Source organism: Amycolatopsis sp. NPDC114505 (assembly GCF_055633615.1).
Genome location: NZ_JBVKDV010000002.1, coordinates 365,671 through 381,054 on the forward strand (window position 1 = coordinate 365,671; position 15,384 = coordinate 381,054).

At 71.5% G+C, this 15,384-nt stretch carries 16 protein-coding genes; 8 read left to right on the forward strand and 8 right to left on the reverse strand.

Annotation, left to right across the window (positions count from 1 at the left end; all coding sequences use genetic code 11):
* Window positions 1–48: 48 nt before the first annotated feature.
* The gene (locus tag ACZ7OU_RS19755) at window positions 49–1,434 is read left to right on the forward strand and encodes a WS/DGAT/MGAT family O-acyltransferase (RefSeq protein WP_470256160.1); all 1,386 of its coding nucleotides are present in this window, start codon (window positions 49–51) and stop codon (window positions 1,432–1,434) included.
* Here ACZ7OU_RS19755 and ACZ7OU_RS19760 read toward each other — a convergent pair.
* Window positions 1,418–1,915, reverse strand: coding sequence for a nitroreductase family deazaflavin-dependent oxidoreductase (locus tag ACZ7OU_RS19760; RefSeq protein WP_470256161.1), 498 nt, complete (start codon window positions 1,913–1,915; stop codon window positions 1,418–1,420). The two genes, ACZ7OU_RS19755 and ACZ7OU_RS19760, sit on opposite strands and share 17 nt — an antisense overlap.
* A gap of 14 nt (window positions 1,916–1,929) precedes the next feature.
* Window positions 1,930–2,778: an alpha/beta fold hydrolase gene (locus ACZ7OU_RS19765; RefSeq protein ID WP_470256162.1), complete on the reverse strand. Its 849-nt coding sequence runs from the start codon at window positions 2,776–2,778 to the stop codon at window positions 1,930–1,932.
* Between the two features lie 93 nt (window positions 2,779–2,871).
* On the opposite strand from ACZ7OU_RS19765, the gene ACZ7OU_RS19770 reads away from it, so the two are divergent.
* From ACZ7OU_RS19770 to ACZ7OU_RS19795, 6 genes are all read left to right on the forward strand, one after another.
* A complete protein-coding gene (locus ACZ7OU_RS19770; RefSeq protein WP_470256163.1) occupies window positions 2,872–3,924 on the forward strand; it encodes an acyl-CoA dehydrogenase family protein in 1,053 nt (350 codons plus the stop codon).
* Window positions 3,924–5,078 (forward strand): acyl-CoA dehydrogenase family protein, encoded by a 1,155-nt coding sequence (locus ACZ7OU_RS19775; RefSeq protein ID WP_470256164.1) that lies wholly within the window; start codon window positions 3,924–3,926, stop codon window positions 5,076–5,078. Before ACZ7OU_RS19770 ends, ACZ7OU_RS19775 begins: the two co-directional genes overlap by 1 nt.
* Window positions 5,075–5,992 carry a bifunctional MaoC family dehydratase N-terminal/OB-fold nucleic acid binding domain-containing protein gene (locus tag ACZ7OU_RS19780; RefSeq protein WP_470256165.1) on the forward strand — a complete coding sequence of 306 codons (918 nt, stop codon included), beginning with the start codon at window positions 5,075–5,077 and terminating at the stop codon, window positions 5,990–5,992. The genes ACZ7OU_RS19775 and ACZ7OU_RS19780 overlap by 4 nt, the downstream gene beginning before the upstream one ends.
* Window positions 5,989–6,375 (forward strand): MaoC family dehydratase, encoded by a 387-nt coding sequence (locus ACZ7OU_RS19785; RefSeq protein ID WP_470256166.1) that lies wholly within the window; start codon window positions 5,989–5,991, stop codon window positions 6,373–6,375. The genes ACZ7OU_RS19780 and ACZ7OU_RS19785 overlap by 4 nt, the downstream gene beginning before the upstream one ends.
* Window positions 6,372–7,541, forward strand: a complete 1,170-nt coding sequence (locus tag ACZ7OU_RS19790; RefSeq protein ID WP_470256167.1) for a lipid-transfer protein — start codon at window positions 6,372–6,374, stop codon at window positions 7,539–7,541. Before ACZ7OU_RS19785 ends, ACZ7OU_RS19790 begins: the two co-directional genes overlap by 4 nt.
* Window positions 7,542–7,629: 88 nt before the next feature.
* Window positions 7,630–8,181: a DUF5134 domain-containing protein gene (locus ACZ7OU_RS19795; RefSeq protein ID WP_470238606.1), complete on the forward strand. Its 552-nt coding sequence runs from the start codon at window positions 7,630–7,632 to the stop codon at window positions 8,179–8,181.
* A gap of 69 nt (window positions 8,182–8,250) precedes the next feature.
* Here the strand turns inward: ACZ7OU_RS19795 and ACZ7OU_RS19800 are convergent, their stop codons facing one another.
* The 6 genes from ACZ7OU_RS19800 to kstD are packed head-to-tail and all read right to left on the reverse strand — an operon-like array spanning window position 8,251 to window position 13,678.
* Complete coding sequence (locus ACZ7OU_RS19800; protein WP_470256168.1) at window positions 8,251–8,706, reverse strand: riboflavin kinase; 456 nt, start codon at window positions 8,704–8,706, stop codon at window positions 8,251–8,253.
* Window positions 8,707–8,740: 34 nt separating this feature from the next.
* Window positions 8,741–9,589: a MaoC/PaaZ C-terminal domain-containing protein gene (locus ACZ7OU_RS19805; RefSeq protein WP_470256169.1), complete on the reverse strand. Its 849-nt coding sequence runs from the start codon at window positions 9,587–9,589 to the stop codon at window positions 8,741–8,743.
* A 10-nt stretch (window positions 9,590–9,599) separates the two neighbouring features.
* A complete protein-coding gene (locus ACZ7OU_RS19810) occupies window positions 9,600–10,634 on the reverse strand; it encodes a 2Fe-2S iron-sulfur cluster-binding protein (RefSeq protein WP_470238603.1) in 1,035 nt (344 codons plus the stop codon).
* Entirely contained in the window at window positions 10,627–10,884 is a 258-nt protein-coding gene (locus ACZ7OU_RS19815) for a hypothetical protein (protein ID WP_470238602.1), read from the reverse strand. The genes ACZ7OU_RS19810 and ACZ7OU_RS19815 overlap by 8 nt, the downstream gene beginning before the upstream one ends.
* A complete protein-coding gene (locus ACZ7OU_RS19820; RefSeq protein WP_470238601.1) occupies window positions 10,881–12,017 on the reverse strand; it encodes a 3-ketosteroid-9-alpha-monooxygenase, oxygenase component in 1,137 nt (378 codons plus the stop codon). The genes ACZ7OU_RS19815 and ACZ7OU_RS19820 overlap by 4 nt, the downstream gene beginning before the upstream one ends.
* A complete protein-coding gene (gene kstD, locus ACZ7OU_RS19825) occupies window positions 12,014–13,678 on the reverse strand; it encodes a 3-oxosteroid 1-dehydrogenase (RefSeq protein ID WP_470238600.1) in 1,665 nt (554 codons plus the stop codon). Before kstD ends, ACZ7OU_RS19820 begins: the two co-directional genes overlap by 4 nt.
* A 100-nt stretch (window positions 13,679–13,778) precedes the next feature.
* Here kstD and ACZ7OU_RS19830 point away from each other — a divergent pair, with 100 nt between their 5' ends.
* Window positions 13,779–15,377, forward strand: coding sequence for an FAD-binding protein (locus ACZ7OU_RS19830; protein ID WP_470238599.1), 1,599 nt, complete (start codon window positions 13,779–13,781; stop codon window positions 15,375–15,377).
* The last annotated feature ends 7 nt before the right edge of the window (window positions 15,378–15,384 follow it).

Here is a 15,384-nt window from a genome sequence, read left to right on the forward strand (position 1 = left end):
CGAGTAGTGTAGCGCGCCGCTCACCGGAAGTGGCTTACGCTGATCGGCATGCAGAGACTGAGCGGCCTCGACGCGAGCTTCCTCTACCTCGAGACGTCGTCGCAGGTCCTGCACGTCTGCGGGCTGATCACCCTCGACGGCTCGACCGTCCCCGGCGGCTACACCTTCGCGAAGCTGCAAGAAAAGCTCGACGAACGGGTCCGGCTGATTCCGGCGTTCCGCCGCAAACTGCACAATCCGTTCTGGAACATCGGGCATCCCGTGTGGGTCGAGGACGAGGACTTCGACCTCGACCACCACGTGCACCGCATCGGCGTGCCGGCCCCCGGCGACCGCGCCGAGCTGGCCGAGCTGTGCGCGCACATCGCCGGGCAGCAGCTCGACCGCGCGCACCCGCTCTGGCAGCTCCACGTCATCGAAGGCCTGGCCGACGGCCAGATCGCCGTGCTGCTGAAGATGCACCACGCCAGCGTCGACGGCGTGAGCGGCGCCAGCCTGATCACCTACCTCGCCGGCGTCGAGCCGGACGCGCCGGCGCCGGCGATCGAGGAACCGCGCAACCCCTCGATGCCCTCGCCGCTGAACCTGCTCCGCACCGGCGTCGAGAGCGTCGCGAAACGTCCTGCCGAGCTCGCGCGGCTGCTGCCGGACCTGCTGGAGCTCGGCACGCGCTGGTTCGGGAAAGCCTTGCGCGGCAAGGGGATGCCGATCCCGTTCACCGCACCGCGGACGTCGCTGAACGGCACGATCACCGGCCACCGCAGCGTCGCGTTCGCCCAGCTCGACCTCGACGAGGTCAAGGAAGTCAAGAACGCCTTCGGGGTCACGGTCAACGACGTCGTGCTCGCGCTCGTCGCCGGGGCGCTGCGGGACTTCCTCGAAGCGCGCGGCGAACTGCCGGACGACCCGCTGGTCGCGACCGTCCCGGTCTCGGTGCACGACCGGACCGAGCGCGAGCACGGCAGCAACAAGGTTTCCGCGTTCTTCGCCTCCCTGCCGACGCACCTGCCCGACCCGGCCGCGCGGGTGTTCTTCCTCGCCGAGGCCAACCGGCTGTCGAAGGACCACCACCACGACATGGACGCCGACATGCTGCAGGACTGGGCTCAGTTCTCGGCCGCGACGGCGTTCGGGCTCGCCGTGCGCGCGTACTCGGCGCTGCGCCTGGCCGAGAAGCACCCGGTGGTGCACAACCTGGTCGTCTCCAACGTGCCCGGCCCGCCGATGCCGCTGTACCTGCTCGGCGCGCGGATCACCGGCCTCTACCCGCTCGGCCCGGTCTTCCACGGCGCCGGGCTGAACGTCACGGTGCTGTCCAACGCCGGCAAGGTGCACGTCGGCCTGCTCGGCGCGAAGGAGCTGGTCAAGGACCTGTGGCCGCTGGCCGACGCGCTCCCGGAGGCGCTGTCCGACCTGCTCAAGGCCGCGGGCTGAGCACCACGACCGGGATCTTCCGCTCGGTCCAGGCCTGGTACTTCGCGAAGTCGGCGTAGAGCTCCACCAGCCGCGGCCAGAGGTCGGCGCGTTCCGAAGGACCGGCCACTCGCGCGGTCACCGGGACATCCCGCCGGCCCTTGAGGTGGATGCGCGTCTCGGGGTGCGCCAGCAGGTTGCGATACCACTGCGGGTGCTTCGGCAGCCCGCCCTGGGAACCGACGATGACGACGTCCGCTCCGGAGCTCAGGTACAGCAGCGGAGTGGTGAACAGCCGGCCGGACTTGCGCCCGCGGTGCTCCAGCAGCAGCGTCGGCACCGGCTTGCGGAAGCCCGCGCCGACCCGCCACGTGCCGCCGAGGCGGCCGCCGGTCAGCTTGAAGACCGCCACCTGGGCCTTCGCCCCGTACTTCATGACCTTCGCCGTCACCGGCGAGTCCAGGCCGCCGGGCTTCTCATCGGGCAGGCTGAAACGTCCCATCGTGAGTTCCTTCCTCAAAGGGAGTGGACCGCGGCGAGCAGGGCGGGCACCCAGCGGTCGGCGGCGAGCACGCAGGCGGCGTGCCCGGCCGCGACCTCGTAGGTCGCCGCACCGGGGATGCGGTGGGCGAGGGACCGCTGGTGGTCGGGGGCGATGAACCGGTCGCGGGTGGTCACGACGACGGCCGCGGGCAGCCGCAAGGAAGGGAGCCAGCGCGTCGAGTCGAACCGGCCGATCTCGTCGACGGCGACCGCGACCTCCCACGGCGTGGTCGACCGGAACTCCCGCAGACCCCACCGGTAGTCGTCGACGCGCTCGCGCGGGACGGCGGCGGGCACGGCGGGCAGCTTCACGCGCTCGCGCAGCTGCCGCAGCGTCCGGCCGAACACGTCGAGCGCGACGCTCTGGCGCAGCCCCCGCCGGAAGTTGCTCGCGGTCGAGCACAGCACCAGTCCGGTAACACGTTCTGGTTCGGCGCGGGCGACGAGCTGGGCCACCATCCCGCCCATCGAGTACCCGGCGAGCGCGAACCGCTCGAGGCCGAGCGCGTCCGCCACGGCGGTGACGTCCCCGGCGCAGTCGGCGAGCCGGAACTCCGGCGAACGGATGCCCCGGCCGTGCCACCGCTGGTCGAACACGACGACGCGGTGGTCGCGCGCCAGCCGGTCGAGGGCCGGATACCAGGTCAGCAGGCCCGTGCAGGCCACCGAATGCAACAGGACGATGGCGGGCGCGTCCCGCGGTCCGACGTCGGTGACCACGGTCCGTCCGCGCCCGGGCAGGTCGAGCGGGACCGGGTCGGGCACCCCGGCGGTCGGCGGCACGGTGATCCGCCGGCGGCGCGCGCCACCGCGTTCGGTCACCGCCACTCGACTCCTCCGCGGGGGTTGCCGTACCGGGCCTTTCCGGTTAAGACTAGAACAGGTTTCAGTATTGCGCCGATCCGGAGGACGGGCGTGGACTTCACCCTTGACGATACGCAGACGGAGATCGCCGCCCTCGCCGCGAAGGTGCTGGGTGCGGTCGACGATCCGTGGCGCGCGCTCGCGTCGGCGGGCCTGCTCGCCCTGGCGCTGCCCCCGGACCTGGAGGGTGACGGCCTGGGCGTCGCGGAGGTCGCGCAGGTCCTGACCGAGGTCGGTCGCGCCGCCGCGCCGGTGCCCGCCTACGCCGCCCTCGCGCTGGGCGTGCTGCCGATCGAAGCCCTGGGCACGCCCCAGCAACGCGCGCAGCTGCTGCCGGCGGTCGCCGCGGGAGACGCGCTGCTCACCGCGGCCCTGCACGAGCCGTCCGCCCCGCTCGTCGCGGAACCCGCGACGACAGCGCGGGCGCGCGACGGGAAGTGGCTGCTCGACGGCGTGAAGACCGCGGTCCCGTACGCGAGCGAAGCCACCCGCATCCTGACGCCGGTAAGCACCGGGCACGGGACCGCCGTCTACCTGGTCGACCCGCACGCCGACGGCGTCACGCTCGTCCCGACGCCGACCTCGGCCGGGCCGCCGGAGTACACCGTCCGGCTGGCCGGCGTCGCCGTCGAGGAGGCGGACCTGCTGTTCGACCGGGGCGCCGTCGCGGCGCTGCACCGGTTCGCGCTCGCCGGCGCGCTCGCGCTCGGGGACGGCCTCCTGGCCGGCGCCCTCGCCCTGACGGTGAAGCACGTGGGCGAGCGCACGCAGTTCGGCCGTCCGCTCGCGACGTTCCAGGCGGTGGCGGGCCAGATCGCCGACGTCTACGTCGCCTCGCGGACCGTGCACCTGGCCGTGACGTCCGCGGTGTGGCGGCTCGCGGCCGGCCTGGACGCGGACGCCGAACTGGACATCGCCGCCTACTGGCTCGCCGAAGAGGCACCGAAGGCGCTCGCGACCTGCCACCACCTGCACGGCGGCGTCGGCGTCGACGAAACCTACCCGCTGCACCGGTATTCGTCGGCGGTCAAGGACCTCGGCCGGGCGCTCGGCGGCGCCGGGCACCGGCTCGGCCGGCTCGGCGAACGAGTGGCGGTGAACTGATGCACGTCGAACTGACCGCGGCGCAGAAAGCACTGCGCACCGAACTGCGCGAATACTTCGCCGGGCTGATCAGCCCGGCGGAACGCCAGGCGATGCTGCGCGAGCGGCACGGGCCGGTGTTCCGCGAGATCGTCCGCCGGATGGGCCGCGACGGCCGGCTCGGCGTCGGCTGGCCCGCCGAGTACGGCGGGCAGGGCTTCGGCGAGATCGAACAGCACCTGTTCGTCGACGAGGCCGTGCGCGCCGACGTCCAGCTGCCCTCGGTGACGCTGCAGACGGTCGGGCCGACGCTGCAGCAGTACGGCACCGACGAGCAGAAGTCCTTCTTCCTGCCCAAGATCCTGGCCGGCGAGATCCACTTCGCGATCGGCTACACCGAGCCGGAAGCGGGGACCGACCTCGCGGCGCTGCGGACGACGGCGGTGCGCGACGGCGACGAGTACGTCGTCAACGGCCAGAAGATCTTCACCACCGGCGGCCACGACGCCGACTACATCTGGCTCGCCGTGCGGACCGCGCCGGACGCGCCGCGGCACAAGGGCATCTCGATCCTCATCATGGACACGAGCGACCCCGGCTACTCCTGGACGCCGATCATCACCTGCGACGGCGCCCACCACGTCAACGCGACGTACTATTCGGACGTTCGCGTGCCGGTGGACCGGTTGGTGGGCAAGGAGAACGAAGGCTGGCGGCTGATCACGACGCAGCTCAACCACGAGCGCGTCATGCTCGGCCCGGCCGGGCGGATCGGCGGGCTGTACGACCGCGTCCGCGCCTGGGCCGCCGCCCACGGCCTGCTCGACCTCGCCGACGTCCGGGCCGTGCTGGCCGAGGCCATGGCCGTGACGCGGGTGAACGAGCTGCTGAACTGGCAGGTCGCGGTGTCCTCGGCGAGCGCGCCGGTGGCCGTCGGGGACGCGTCGGCGACCAAGGTGTTCAGCTCCGAGGTCATCCAGCGCATCGGCCGGAACCTCGAGGAGCTGGTCGGGCGCCACGGCGATCTGTCCGATCCGGACACCGCCGAGCTGGCGGAGTGGCTGGACGTCGCCGCGAAGCGCAACATCGTGCTGACGTTCGGCGGCGGCGTCAGCGAAATCCAACGGGAGCTGATCGCGTCGATCGGCCTGGGCCTGCCGAGGGTGCCGCGATGAACGACAAGGACATCATCGAAGCCGCCGAGAAGGTCATCGCGCGCGGCGAATGCGCGCCACGCCTGGCGCGCGACCCGGTGAACCAGGCCATGGTCAACAACTGGGTCGAGGCGATCGGCGACGACAACCCGGTATACACCGACCCGGAGTTCGCCGCGAAGAGTGTCCACAAGGGACTGGTCGCACCGCCCGCGATGGCGCAGGTGTGGACGATGGGCGGCCTGAACGTGCCGCGGGGGAGTGACGACCCGCTCGGCCTGATGATGGAGCTGTTCGACGAGGCCGGGTTCACGTCCGTCGTCGCGACGAACTCGGAGCAGACCTACCACCGCTACCTGCGGCCCGGCGAGCAGGTCGAGGCGCGGACCCGGCTGGAGAACGTCGTCGGCCCGAAGCGGACCGCGTTGGGCGAGGGCTGGTTCGTCACCACGCGGATGACCTGGTACGTCGGGGACGAGGCCGTCGCGGAGATGATGTTCCGCGTCCTCAAGTTCCGCCCGCCCGCGCCGGAACCGCCGGCGGCGCCGGTCCTGCGGCCGGTGATCAGCCGCGACACGGAGTTCTTTTGGGACGGCCTGCGCGAAGGGGAGCTGCGGATCCAGCGCTGGGGCGAGACCCTGCGGCACCCGCCGGGGCCGATGCCGCCCGACGGTGCGCTGGACACGAAGCCGGACTACGTCGTCGCCAGCGGCCGCGGGACCGTGTTCTCCTACGTCGTGCACCACCACCCGCCGGTGCCGGGCAAGGACATGCCGTTCGTCGTGGCCCTGGTCGAGCTGGAAGAAGGGGTTCGCGTGATGGCCGAGCTGCTGGACGCGTCCGCCGAGGAGGTCCACATCGGACTCCCGGTGGTGGCGGCGTTCGTCCGCGTCGACGACGACCTGACGCTGCCGGCCTGGAAGGTGGCGCGATGACCGTCACCGAAGGGACCGAGCTGCCGCCGCTGACGATCGAGGCGACGCCGACGTTCGTCGTCAGCACGGCGCTGGCCACCCGCGACTTCCAGGACGTGCACCACGACCGGGACTCGGCGGTGGCGCGCGGTTCGAAGGACATCTTCCTCAACATCCTCACCGACACCGGCCTGGTGCAGCGGTTCGTGTCGGCGTGGGCCGGCCCGGAGGCGCTGATCCGGTCGATCAAGATCCGGCTGGGCGTACCCTGCTACGCCTACGACACGCTGACGTTCACCGGCCGCGTGGTCTCCCGTGACGGCGACGACGTCGTCGTGGCGGTGTCCGGTGTGGACTCGCTCGGCGAGCACGTCGCCGGGACCGTGGAGGTGACGCTGCCGTGACGCTCTCGGGCAAGGCCGCCATCGCCGGGATCGGCGCGACGGAGTTCTCGAAGGACTCCGGGCGCAGCGAACTGCGGCTGGCGGCCGAATGCATCTCCCACGCCTTGGCGGACGCCGGGCTCACACCGTCCGATGTGGACGGGCTCGTGTCGTTCACCATGGACGGCAACGCCGAGATCGCGGTGGCGCGGGAGCTCGGGATCCCCGAGCTGAAGTTCTTCAGCCGCATCCACTACGGCGGCGGCGCGGCCGCGGCGACCGTGCAGCAGGCCGCGATGGCGGTGGCGACCGGCGTCGCGGACGTCGTCGTCGCGTATCGCGCGTTCAACGAACGCTCGGGCATGCGGTTCGGCCAGGTGTCCTCGGCCGCGGCCGGGCAGGTCAACTCGTCCGGAGTGGACAACGCGTTCCACTACCCGATGGGCATCGCGACGCCGGCGGCGACGGTGGCCATGGTCGCGCGGCGCTACCTGCACGACTACGGCGCCACGAGCGAGGACTTCGGGCGGGTCGCGGTGATCGACCGCAAGCACGCGGCGACCAACCCGAACGCGTGGTTCCACGAGCGGCCGATCACCCTCGAGGAGCACCAGTCGTCGCGCTGGGTGGCCGAGCCGCTGCACCTGCTCGACTGCTGCCAGGAGAGCGACGGCGGGGTGGCGCTGGTCGTGACGAGCGTCGAACGGGCGCGTGCGCTCGCGCGGCCGCCGGCGGTGATCGCGGCGGCGGCGCAGGGGAGCGGGCCGGACCAGTACGTGATGACCAGCTACTACCGCGACGACCTGGCCGCGCTGCCCGAGATGGGCGTCGTCGGCAGGCAGCTGTGGGCGCAGTCCGGGCTCGGACCGTCCGATGTGGACGTCGCGGTGCTGTACGACCACTTCACGCCGTACGTCCTGATGCAGCTGGAGGAGCTGGGGTTCTGCGGTCGCGGGGAAGCGAAGGACTTCATTGCCGACGGCGCCCTGGAACTCGACGGCGTGCTGCCGTTGAACCCGCACGGCGGCCAGCTCGGCGAGGCGTACATCCACGGGATGAACGGCATCGCGGAGGGCGTCCGGCAGATCCGCGGGACGGCGGTCAACCAGGTCGGCGGTGCGTCCCGGGTGCTGGTCACGGCGGGGACGGGCGTGCCGACCAGTGGACTCGTCCTGACGGGTGACTAGGGCGTCACCTCATTGACGGCTGGTGCCCGGCCGTCGTGGCTGTCACGGTGGAGACACCACCCACGACGGAGAGTGAGGCCGGCTGGCGATGGCGGTCGACTGGGCGCTCACCGCGGTGTTCGCGGCGCTGGCTTTGCCGTGTGTCCTGCGGCTCGTCCGCCTCGACTACGGGCGGCTGGGCGACGGCGTCCGCCACGGTGACCTGGCCGAACTGCTGCTGGTGGTCGCGATGGTGGCGATGTTCTCCCCGGTCGGCGGCCCGATCCCGGCGGCGGGCTGGCAGGCGGTGCTGGTGCTGACGGCGGGCTGGTTCGCGGTCGCGTGGTGGCGCGGCCGGGCGGGCTGCGCCCACCACGCTCTGTCAGCGGCGGCGATGCTCTACATGGTGACGGCGATGCCCCACGGCGGTATGACGCACGGACCGTGGCTGACGATGTCCACAATGGACTCAAGACTGGCGCTTCCCCTGGTCGCGGTGGTGGCGGCCGGGTACTTCGTGGTGGACGCCGTGTGGTCCGGAGCGCTCGTGGTGCGCGGATCGGCGGTGGCGGTGGCCGGACCCGGGCAGGCGTCGCGCGCGGTCTGCCGGGCGGTGATGGGGGCCGGGATGGGCTACATGCTGCTGGCCTCGGCCTTGTGACGAACCGGTCGTGAGTGGGAAACAGGGTTAGAACACTGTTTCTCACTCACGACAAGCCGCGGCAGACCCTCAGCCCGTGACTCGGCGGACCTCGCCCAAGGGGCTTTCCCCGGCGGCCGGGAGCGCGGCCGCCGGGTGGTCGGCCGTCCACTGGGTCGCCGCCGCGATGTCGTTCTTCAGCGCCGTGATCAGGTCCTCCGCCGAGGCGTACGCCTGCTGGTCGCGCAGGTGGGAGCCCAGCCACACCACCAGCGTCTCGTCGTACAGGTCACCCGTGAAGTCCAGCAGGTGGGCCTCCAGCAGGCGGTACCCGTCCGCTCCGTAGTACGTCGGGCGGCGGCCGACCGAGATCGCCGCCGGGATGCGGGAGCCGTCGGGGCGGCCCACCCAGCCCGCCCACACGCCGTCTCCGACGGACCCCGACTGGTCGCTCAGCGCGATGTTGGCCGTCGGAAAGCCCAGCTCACGGCCTCGCTCGTCGCCGTGTTCGACCGCGCCCCGCACCACGAAGTATTCCGAAGTCACCCCTCCACGTTAGCGGGCGATCGCCGGAGCCTTCTCACGAAGTGGGCACCAATACCGTGTCCGCCAGCACCGGGGCGTCGTCGCGCTCCACCGCCGTCGTCGTCACCAGCAGCCTGCCGTCCTCGCGCCACACGCTGATCCGCAGCGTCTCGCCGGGGAACACCACCCCGGCGAACTTCGTCGCGAACGACGCCACCCGCGCCGGGTCGCCGTCGAGGAACTCGTTCACCAGCACCCGCGCCACGATCCCGTACGTGCACAGCCCGTGCAGGATCGGCGCGGGGAACCCGGCCGCCGCGGCGAACGCCGGGTCGGCGTGCAGCGGGTTCCGGTCGCCGCACAGCCGGTACAACAACGCCTGCTGCGGCAGCGTCGGCGTCTCCAGCACGACGTCCGGCTCGCGCGCCGGCCACTCGATGCGATCCGACGGACCTCGTGAACCGCCGAAGCCGCCCTCACCGCGGGCGAAGATGCTCGACCGGGCCGTCCACAGTGGATCCCCGGCCGACGAGGTCACCGCGACCTCCTGGACGACGACCGCGGCCTTGCCCTTGTCGAACACGTCCGCGATGCGCGAGCGGGCCACCGCCTTCCCCGACGTCGGGATCGGCCGGTGCACGGTGACCTCCTGCTTGCCGTGCAGCACCTTCGCCAGGTCGATCTCGACCCCGGGGAACTTCACCGCCGGCGGGTCGAACACCCGCAGGTTCGCCGCGACCGTCGCGAACGTCGGCAGCACCACCAGGTCCTGCTCGTAGGTGTAGCGCAGCTCGTCCGGGCCGGCACCCAAAGCCAAGTGGTAGAGCAGCACGTCCGACGACGTCCAGGCGAAGTGCACCTCGCCGATCTCGGCTCCGATGGCGACGGCGGGGTCGATGGGCACGCGGGAACTCCTACTCGTAGCTGATCGTGACGTCGTCGGTGACCGGCAGCGACTGGCAGGCCAGCACGATGCCGTCCGCGATGTCCTCGGCGTCCAGGACCTCGTTGTGCAGCATCTTCACCTCACCTGAGGTGATCCGGCACGCGCACGCACTGCATTGTCCCTCGCGGCACGAGTACGGCGCGTCCATCCCCGCCTCCAGCAGCTGGTCGAGGAGCTTCCGCTGCCGCGGCCAGGCCAGCTCCCGCGTGTCGCCGTCGAGCGTCACGGTCAGCGACGCGGGCGCTTCGTCCGATTCCGGCTCGGGCTCCTCCGCGACGGCGGCCTCGAACGGGTTCCCCGTCAGCGACGTGAACTTCTCGACGTGCACCCGGTCCCGCGGCACCCCGAGCTGCCCGAGCGCCTCCCGCGCGGCGGCCATGAACGGCGCCGGCCCGCACAGAAAGGCCTCGTACGAGGTGTACACGGAAGCCAGCCCGCGCAGCTGCGAGACGTCCGGGAGGCCCTGCACGCTCTCCAGCCAGTGCACCACGACCAGGCGGTCTCCGTAGCGCTTCGCCAGCGAAGCCAGCTCACCCGCGAAGATCACGGAGCTCTCGTCGCGGTTCGCGTAGACCAGCACGACCCGGCCGGACCCCTGCTCCAGCGCCGTCTTGAGGATCGCCATCACCGGCGTGATGCCGCTGCCGCCGGCGAACAGCAGGAAGTCCTCGTCGACCGACGTCGGGCAGAACACCCCGGCCGGCGCCAGCACGTCGACCTGCATCCCGGGGCGAAGCGACGAGCAGACCCAGCTCGAGCCGTACCCGCCGTCGGTCCGCTTGACCGTCACCTGCACGCGGTTCTCGTGCGGCGCGCTCGAGAGCGAGTAGCACCGCGCCACCGAACCCGTCCGCTCGCTGGGGATCCGCAGCGTCAGGAACTGCCCGGCGGAGTAGGCGAAGGCCGGCGCGTGCTCGGCGGGGATCTCGAACACCACCGACCGCGCGTCCGGCGTCTCGACGACGACGTCGGCGACCGTCAGCGTGTAGACCCGCTCACCCATCGGCCACCGCCAGCGAGCCCTCGCGGACGGCGTCGCCGATGCTGTCCGCCAGCTTCGGGCACGTGTCGAGCAGCGCCGACGGGCCGTCCGCGTCGGCGAACACCGGGCACGTCTCGGCGGGCCGCGAAGTCCACTGGATGCTCGTGTGCTGGATGCTGTTCTTCTTCACCAGCACGCACGTCCCGCAGCTGCGGCACTCGTGCGGCCGCAGCCCGCCGGTCAGGAACTCGACGGTCTCGGCGGTGGTCACACTTCCGCCTCGGTCTTCTGTCGGGCCAGGTTCTCCGCCACCTCGGCCGCCCACGCCTCGTTGGCCTTCGTGGTGTCCACTTCGAACTCGAACCGCTGGGTCATGTCGTCGGTGACGTCGGCGGCGTCGACGTAGAACTGCTGGTACCACCGGCGAAGCTGGTAGACCGGACCGTCCTCTTCGCACAGCAGCGGGTTGTCGATCTGCGTCTTGTGCTTCCAGATCTCGACGTCCTGCAGGAACCCGGCGCCGATGCCCTTCGCCAGCTTCGCCGCGATCTTGTCCGCGTGCTCGTCGGTCAGCCCGTGCTGCTTCTTGACCTTCATGCCGTACTGCAGCACGAACGACGTCGGCGTCACCGGGTAGTGGCAGTTGATGAGCACGCTCTCGATCTCGTAGCCCTGGAACGAGTTCACCAGCTTGTTGATCATGTACGACGGCCCGAAGTACGACGCCTCCGACCGCAGCAGGTTGTCCTCGCCGCCGTAGTTGGACGCCATGCCCATGTCCGGGCGGCCCTTGGTGTTGAGGTACTGCGTCGCGATGTGGCCCTCGAACACGTTCTTGAAGTACGTCGGGTACGCGTAGTGGATGTAGAAGAAGTGCGCCATGTCGACGACGTTGTCGATGATCTCGCGGCAGTTGGAGCCGTCGATGAAGATCGAGTCCCACGTCCAGTTGCTCCACTCGGAGCTGTCGGCGGCTTCGATGTGCGGGATCGCCAGCTCGGCCGGCGGCGGGTTGCCCTCCGGGTCGTGCCAGACCATGAGCTGGCCGTTCTGCTCGGACGCCGTCCACGACCGCGTCCGCGCGCGCAGCGGAACCCGCTTGGCGTAGGGGATCGAGACGCACTTGCCCTTGCCGCTCCAGCGCCAGTCGTGGAACGGGCACGCGACCTCGTCGCCCTTGACGCTGCCCTGGGTGAGGTCGCCGCCCATGTGCCGGCAGTAGCCGTCGAGCACGTGCAGCTCGCTCTTCGAGTCGGCCCAGACGACCAGCTTGGTGCCGAACGCCGTGACCGCGTGCGGTTTCCCGTCGCGGAACCGCTCGGCCAGGCCGAGGCAGTGCCAGCCGCGCGCGAACCGGGCCGGCGGCTCACCGGCGTAGATGGTGCGTACGGACTCCTGCGTCATCGCTCGCCTCCCGTGGTCCCTTGATCTTCGTGCGCCAGCCGCGTGGCCGCAAGGTAGCCGAACACCATGGCGGGACCGATGGTCGCGCCCGGCCCGGCGTACGTCCGGCCCATCACGGCCGCGCTGACGTTGCCCGCGGCGTAGAGGCCCGGTACGACCGAGCCGTCCTCGCGCAGGACTCGTGCTTGTTCGTCGGTCCGCAGCCCGCCCTTGGTGCCGAGGTCGCCCGGCACGATCTTCACCGCGTAGTACGGCGCCTTGTCCAGGGGGCCGAGGCTGGGGTTGGGCTTGTTGCGCGGGTCACCGTAGTAGTGGTCGTACTTGCTGACGCCGCGCTGGAAGTCCTCGTCGACGCCGTTGCGCGCGAAGCCGTTGAAGCGCGTCACCGTGGCTTCCAGGCCGTCCGGCGGGACGTCCATCTTCGCGGCCAGTCCGGCCAGGGTGGACGACTTCACCGCGATCCCGGCCTTGAACCAGCGGCCGGGCAGCGGCTGACGCGGCCCGACGCCGGTGAACATGTACCGGTCCTTGTACTTCTGGTCGAACACGAGCCAGGTCGGGATGTGCTCGCCCGGCCCGTCCCCGGGGCCGTACATCGCGTGCACGGCCTCGACGTAGGGCGCCGACTCGTTGGCGAACCGCTCGCCGCGGGCGTCGACCATGATGCAGCGCGGCCGCGAGCGCTCGGCGAGGGCGAACCACGGGCCGCCGGTGAGCGGCAGCGACGGTCCCCACCAGGCGTCGTCCATCAGGTCGAGCGCGGCGCCGAGCTTGAGGCCGGCGGTGATGCCGTCGCCGGTGTTGGCGGCCGCGCCGACGGTCCAGTCGATGCCGATCGGCGCGCGCTGGTACTTCTCGCGCATCTCGAGGTTCTGCTCGAACCCGCCGCTGGCGAGAATCACGCCGCGGCGGGCCCCGACGACTCCGTCCGCGGTGACGACCCCGGTGACGCGGTCGCCTTCGAACTGCAGGTCCAGCAGCGGCGTGTTCAGCCGGACGTCGACGCCCGCCCTGGTCAGGCCCACCCGCAGCCCGGCCGCAAGCGCTTGCCCCATGCTGAGCAGCCGCTGTCCGCGGACCTTCCCGACCAGCCACTGGACGCCCAGCGACAGCATCCGGACGACCCCGCGCGGGTGTCGCGCGAGCAGGCTCAGCCAGCGGTAGTCGGCCTGGGTGATGGGCACGCCGAGCGGGGGAGCGCTGTACGGCGCTTCGAGGTGGGCGAGGTCGTCGCCGAGCAGCTTGCCGTCGAAGGCCATCGGCTCGACCGAGCGGCCGCCGGAGCGTCCGCCGGGGGCCTCGGGGTGGTAGTCGCTGTAGTTCCGGACCCAGCGGAACTTCAGCGGCGTGTGGTCGCACACGAACTTCAGCACCTCGGGGCCGTGCGCGAGGAACGTGTCACGCCGGACGGCCGGCACGACGTCGCCGACGATCGAGGCCAGGTATTCGCGGGCCCACTCGGGCGGTTCGTCGATCCCGGCGGCGCGCAGCGCGTGGTTGCCCGGCAGCCAGACCCCGCCGCCGGAGCGGGCGGTCGAGCCGCCGAAGCAGGCCGCCTTCTCGAGGACGACGACGCTCAGACCGGCTTTCGCCGCGGCCAGCGCGGCGGTCATCCCGGCAGCGCCGCTGCCGACGACGACGACGTCGAACTGCTCCGTCATGCCACCTCACTTGTAACGTGTTCCACTCGACGAGTATCCAGTTGAGAGCCACTTTCGCTCACCATAGACGAGAACGTGTTCCAGTTCTAGGGTGGTGCCCATGGACGCACTCGTCGCGGACGTCATCATTGTCGGGTTCGGCGCGGCCGGCGCCTGCGCCGCCCTCGAAGCGGCCGACGCTGGCGCCGACGTCATTCTCGTCGAACGGTTCTCCGGCGGCGGCGCGAGCGCGGTCAGCGGGGGCGTGGTCTACGCGGGCGGCGGCACCGCCCAGCAGCTCGACGCGGGCGTCGACGACTCCGTCGACGCGATGTACGCCTACCTGCGGCTCGAAGCCGGGGACGTCGTCTCCGAGCAGACCCTGCGGCGCTTCTGCGAAGGCAGCCGCGAGATGATCACCTGGCTGGAGGGCAACGGCGTGCCGTTCGAAGGCAGCCTGTGCCCCTACAAGACGTCGTACCCGAGCGACGCGCACTACCTGTACTACTCCGGCAGCGAAGCCGCGGGCGGTTTCCGGGACGCGGCGAAGCCCGCCCCGCGCGGTCACCGCGTCAAGGGGCCCGGGACCTCGGGGAAGATGCTGATGACGCGGCTCGCGGAAGCCGTGCGCAAGCGCGAGATCCGGGTGCTGACCCAGACGAACGCGCGGTCCCTGATCCAGGAGGACGGCCGCGTCACCGGGCTCGTCGTCGACACGCTGCGGGACGCGCCCGCGGGGGTGCGCGCGCGGCATCGGCGGCTCTCGCAGTACTCCGCGAAGCCCGGCATCTACGTGCCGTCGCTACGCAAGTCGCTGCACCGCCGCGTTGAACGGCTGGAGCGCGCGCACGCCCGTGAGCTGCGGATCACCGCCCGGCGCGGGGTCGTGCTCGCCGCGGGCGGGTTCATCGCCAACCGGGAGCTGGTCCGCGAGCACGCGCCGGCCTACCGCGGTGGGCTGCCGCTCGGCACGTCCGCCGACGACGGCTCGGGCATCCGGCTCGGCGTCGAGGCCGGGGCCGCGACGGGGGAGCTCGGCCGGATCTCCGCGTGGCGCTTCATCACGCCACCCAGCGCGTTCCTCGGCGGGGTCATCGTCGACGCCGGCGGCCGGCGGGTCATCGACGAGTCCCGGTACGGCGCCGCGGTCGGCGAAAAGCTCATCGAGGGCCACGGGAGCAAGGGCTGGCTCCTCGTCGACGCGCCGATCGTGGCGGCGGCCCGGCGGGACACGAAAGCGCAAAGCCAGTGGTTCCAGGGGCTTCAGCTGCGCTATCTGCTGCGACGCGGCCGCGTCACCGGTGCGACGGTCGAGGAGGCGGCGCGCAAGGCCGGCGTCGACCCCCAGGGGCTGCGCGCGAGCGTCGAGGCCTACCACGGCGCCGAGGACCCGATGGGCAAGCCCGCCGAGTTCGCGCGCCGGCTGGAGCACCCGCCGTTCTCGCTCATCGACATCTCCGTGCGGCCCAACCTGGGGTACCCGACGCCGATGCTCACCCTCGGCGGCCTGGTCGTCGACGAGGACACCGGCGCGGTGCGGAACGCGGCGGGGGAGCCGATCGCCGGGCTGTACGCGGCCGGGCGCACCGCGGTGGGAATCTGTTCCAGGTCGTACGTGAGCGGGCTGTCCCTGGCCGACTGCGTGTTTTCCGGCCGCAGGGCAGGGATCAACAGTGCCCTGGCGCAGGGTGTTCTCGACAAAAACGAGAACGTGTTCTAGTCTTCTC

What these genes read in the sequence shown, in the direction of transcription:
- ACZ7OU_RS19780 (WP_470256165.1), top strand. Translation starts at nt 5,075, where the DNA reads ATGAACGACAAGGACATCATCGAAGCCGCCGAGAAGGTCATCGCGCGC.
- ACZ7OU_RS19775 (WP_470256164.1), top strand. Translation starts at nt 3,924, where the DNA reads ATGCACGTCGAACTGACCGCGGCGCAGAAAGCACTGCGCACCGAACTG.
- ACZ7OU_RS19795 (WP_470238606.1), top strand. Translation starts at nt 7,630, where the DNA reads ATGGCGGTCGACTGGGCGCTCACCGCGGTGTTCGCGGCGCTGGCTTTG.
- ACZ7OU_RS19755 (WP_470256160.1), top strand. Translation starts at nt 49, where the DNA reads ATGCAGAGACTGAGCGGCCTCGACGCGAGCTTCCTCTACCTCGAGACG.
- ACZ7OU_RS19830 (WP_470238599.1), top strand. Translation starts at nt 13,779, where the DNA reads ATGGACGCACTCGTCGCGGACGTCATCATTGTCGGGTTCGGCGCGGCC.
- ACZ7OU_RS19820 (WP_470238601.1), bottom strand. Translation starts at nt 12,017, where the DNA reads ATGACGCAGGAGTCCGTACGCACCATCTACGCCGGTGAGCCGCCGGCC.
- ACZ7OU_RS19785 (WP_470256166.1), top strand. Translation starts at nt 5,989, where the DNA reads ATGACCGTCACCGAAGGGACCGAGCTGCCGCCGCTGACGATCGAGGCG.
- ACZ7OU_RS19810 (WP_470238603.1), bottom strand. Translation starts at nt 10,634, where the DNA reads ATGGGTGAGCGGGTCTACACGCTGACGGTCGCCGACGTCGTCGTCGAG.
- kstD (WP_470238600.1), bottom strand. Translation starts at nt 13,678, where the DNA reads ATGACGGAGCAGTTCGACGTCGTCGTCGTCGGCAGCGGCGCTGCCGGG.
- ACZ7OU_RS19760 (WP_470256161.1), bottom strand. Translation starts at nt 1,915, where the DNA reads ATGGGACGTTTCAGCCTGCCCGATGAGAAGCCCGGCGGCCTGGACTCG.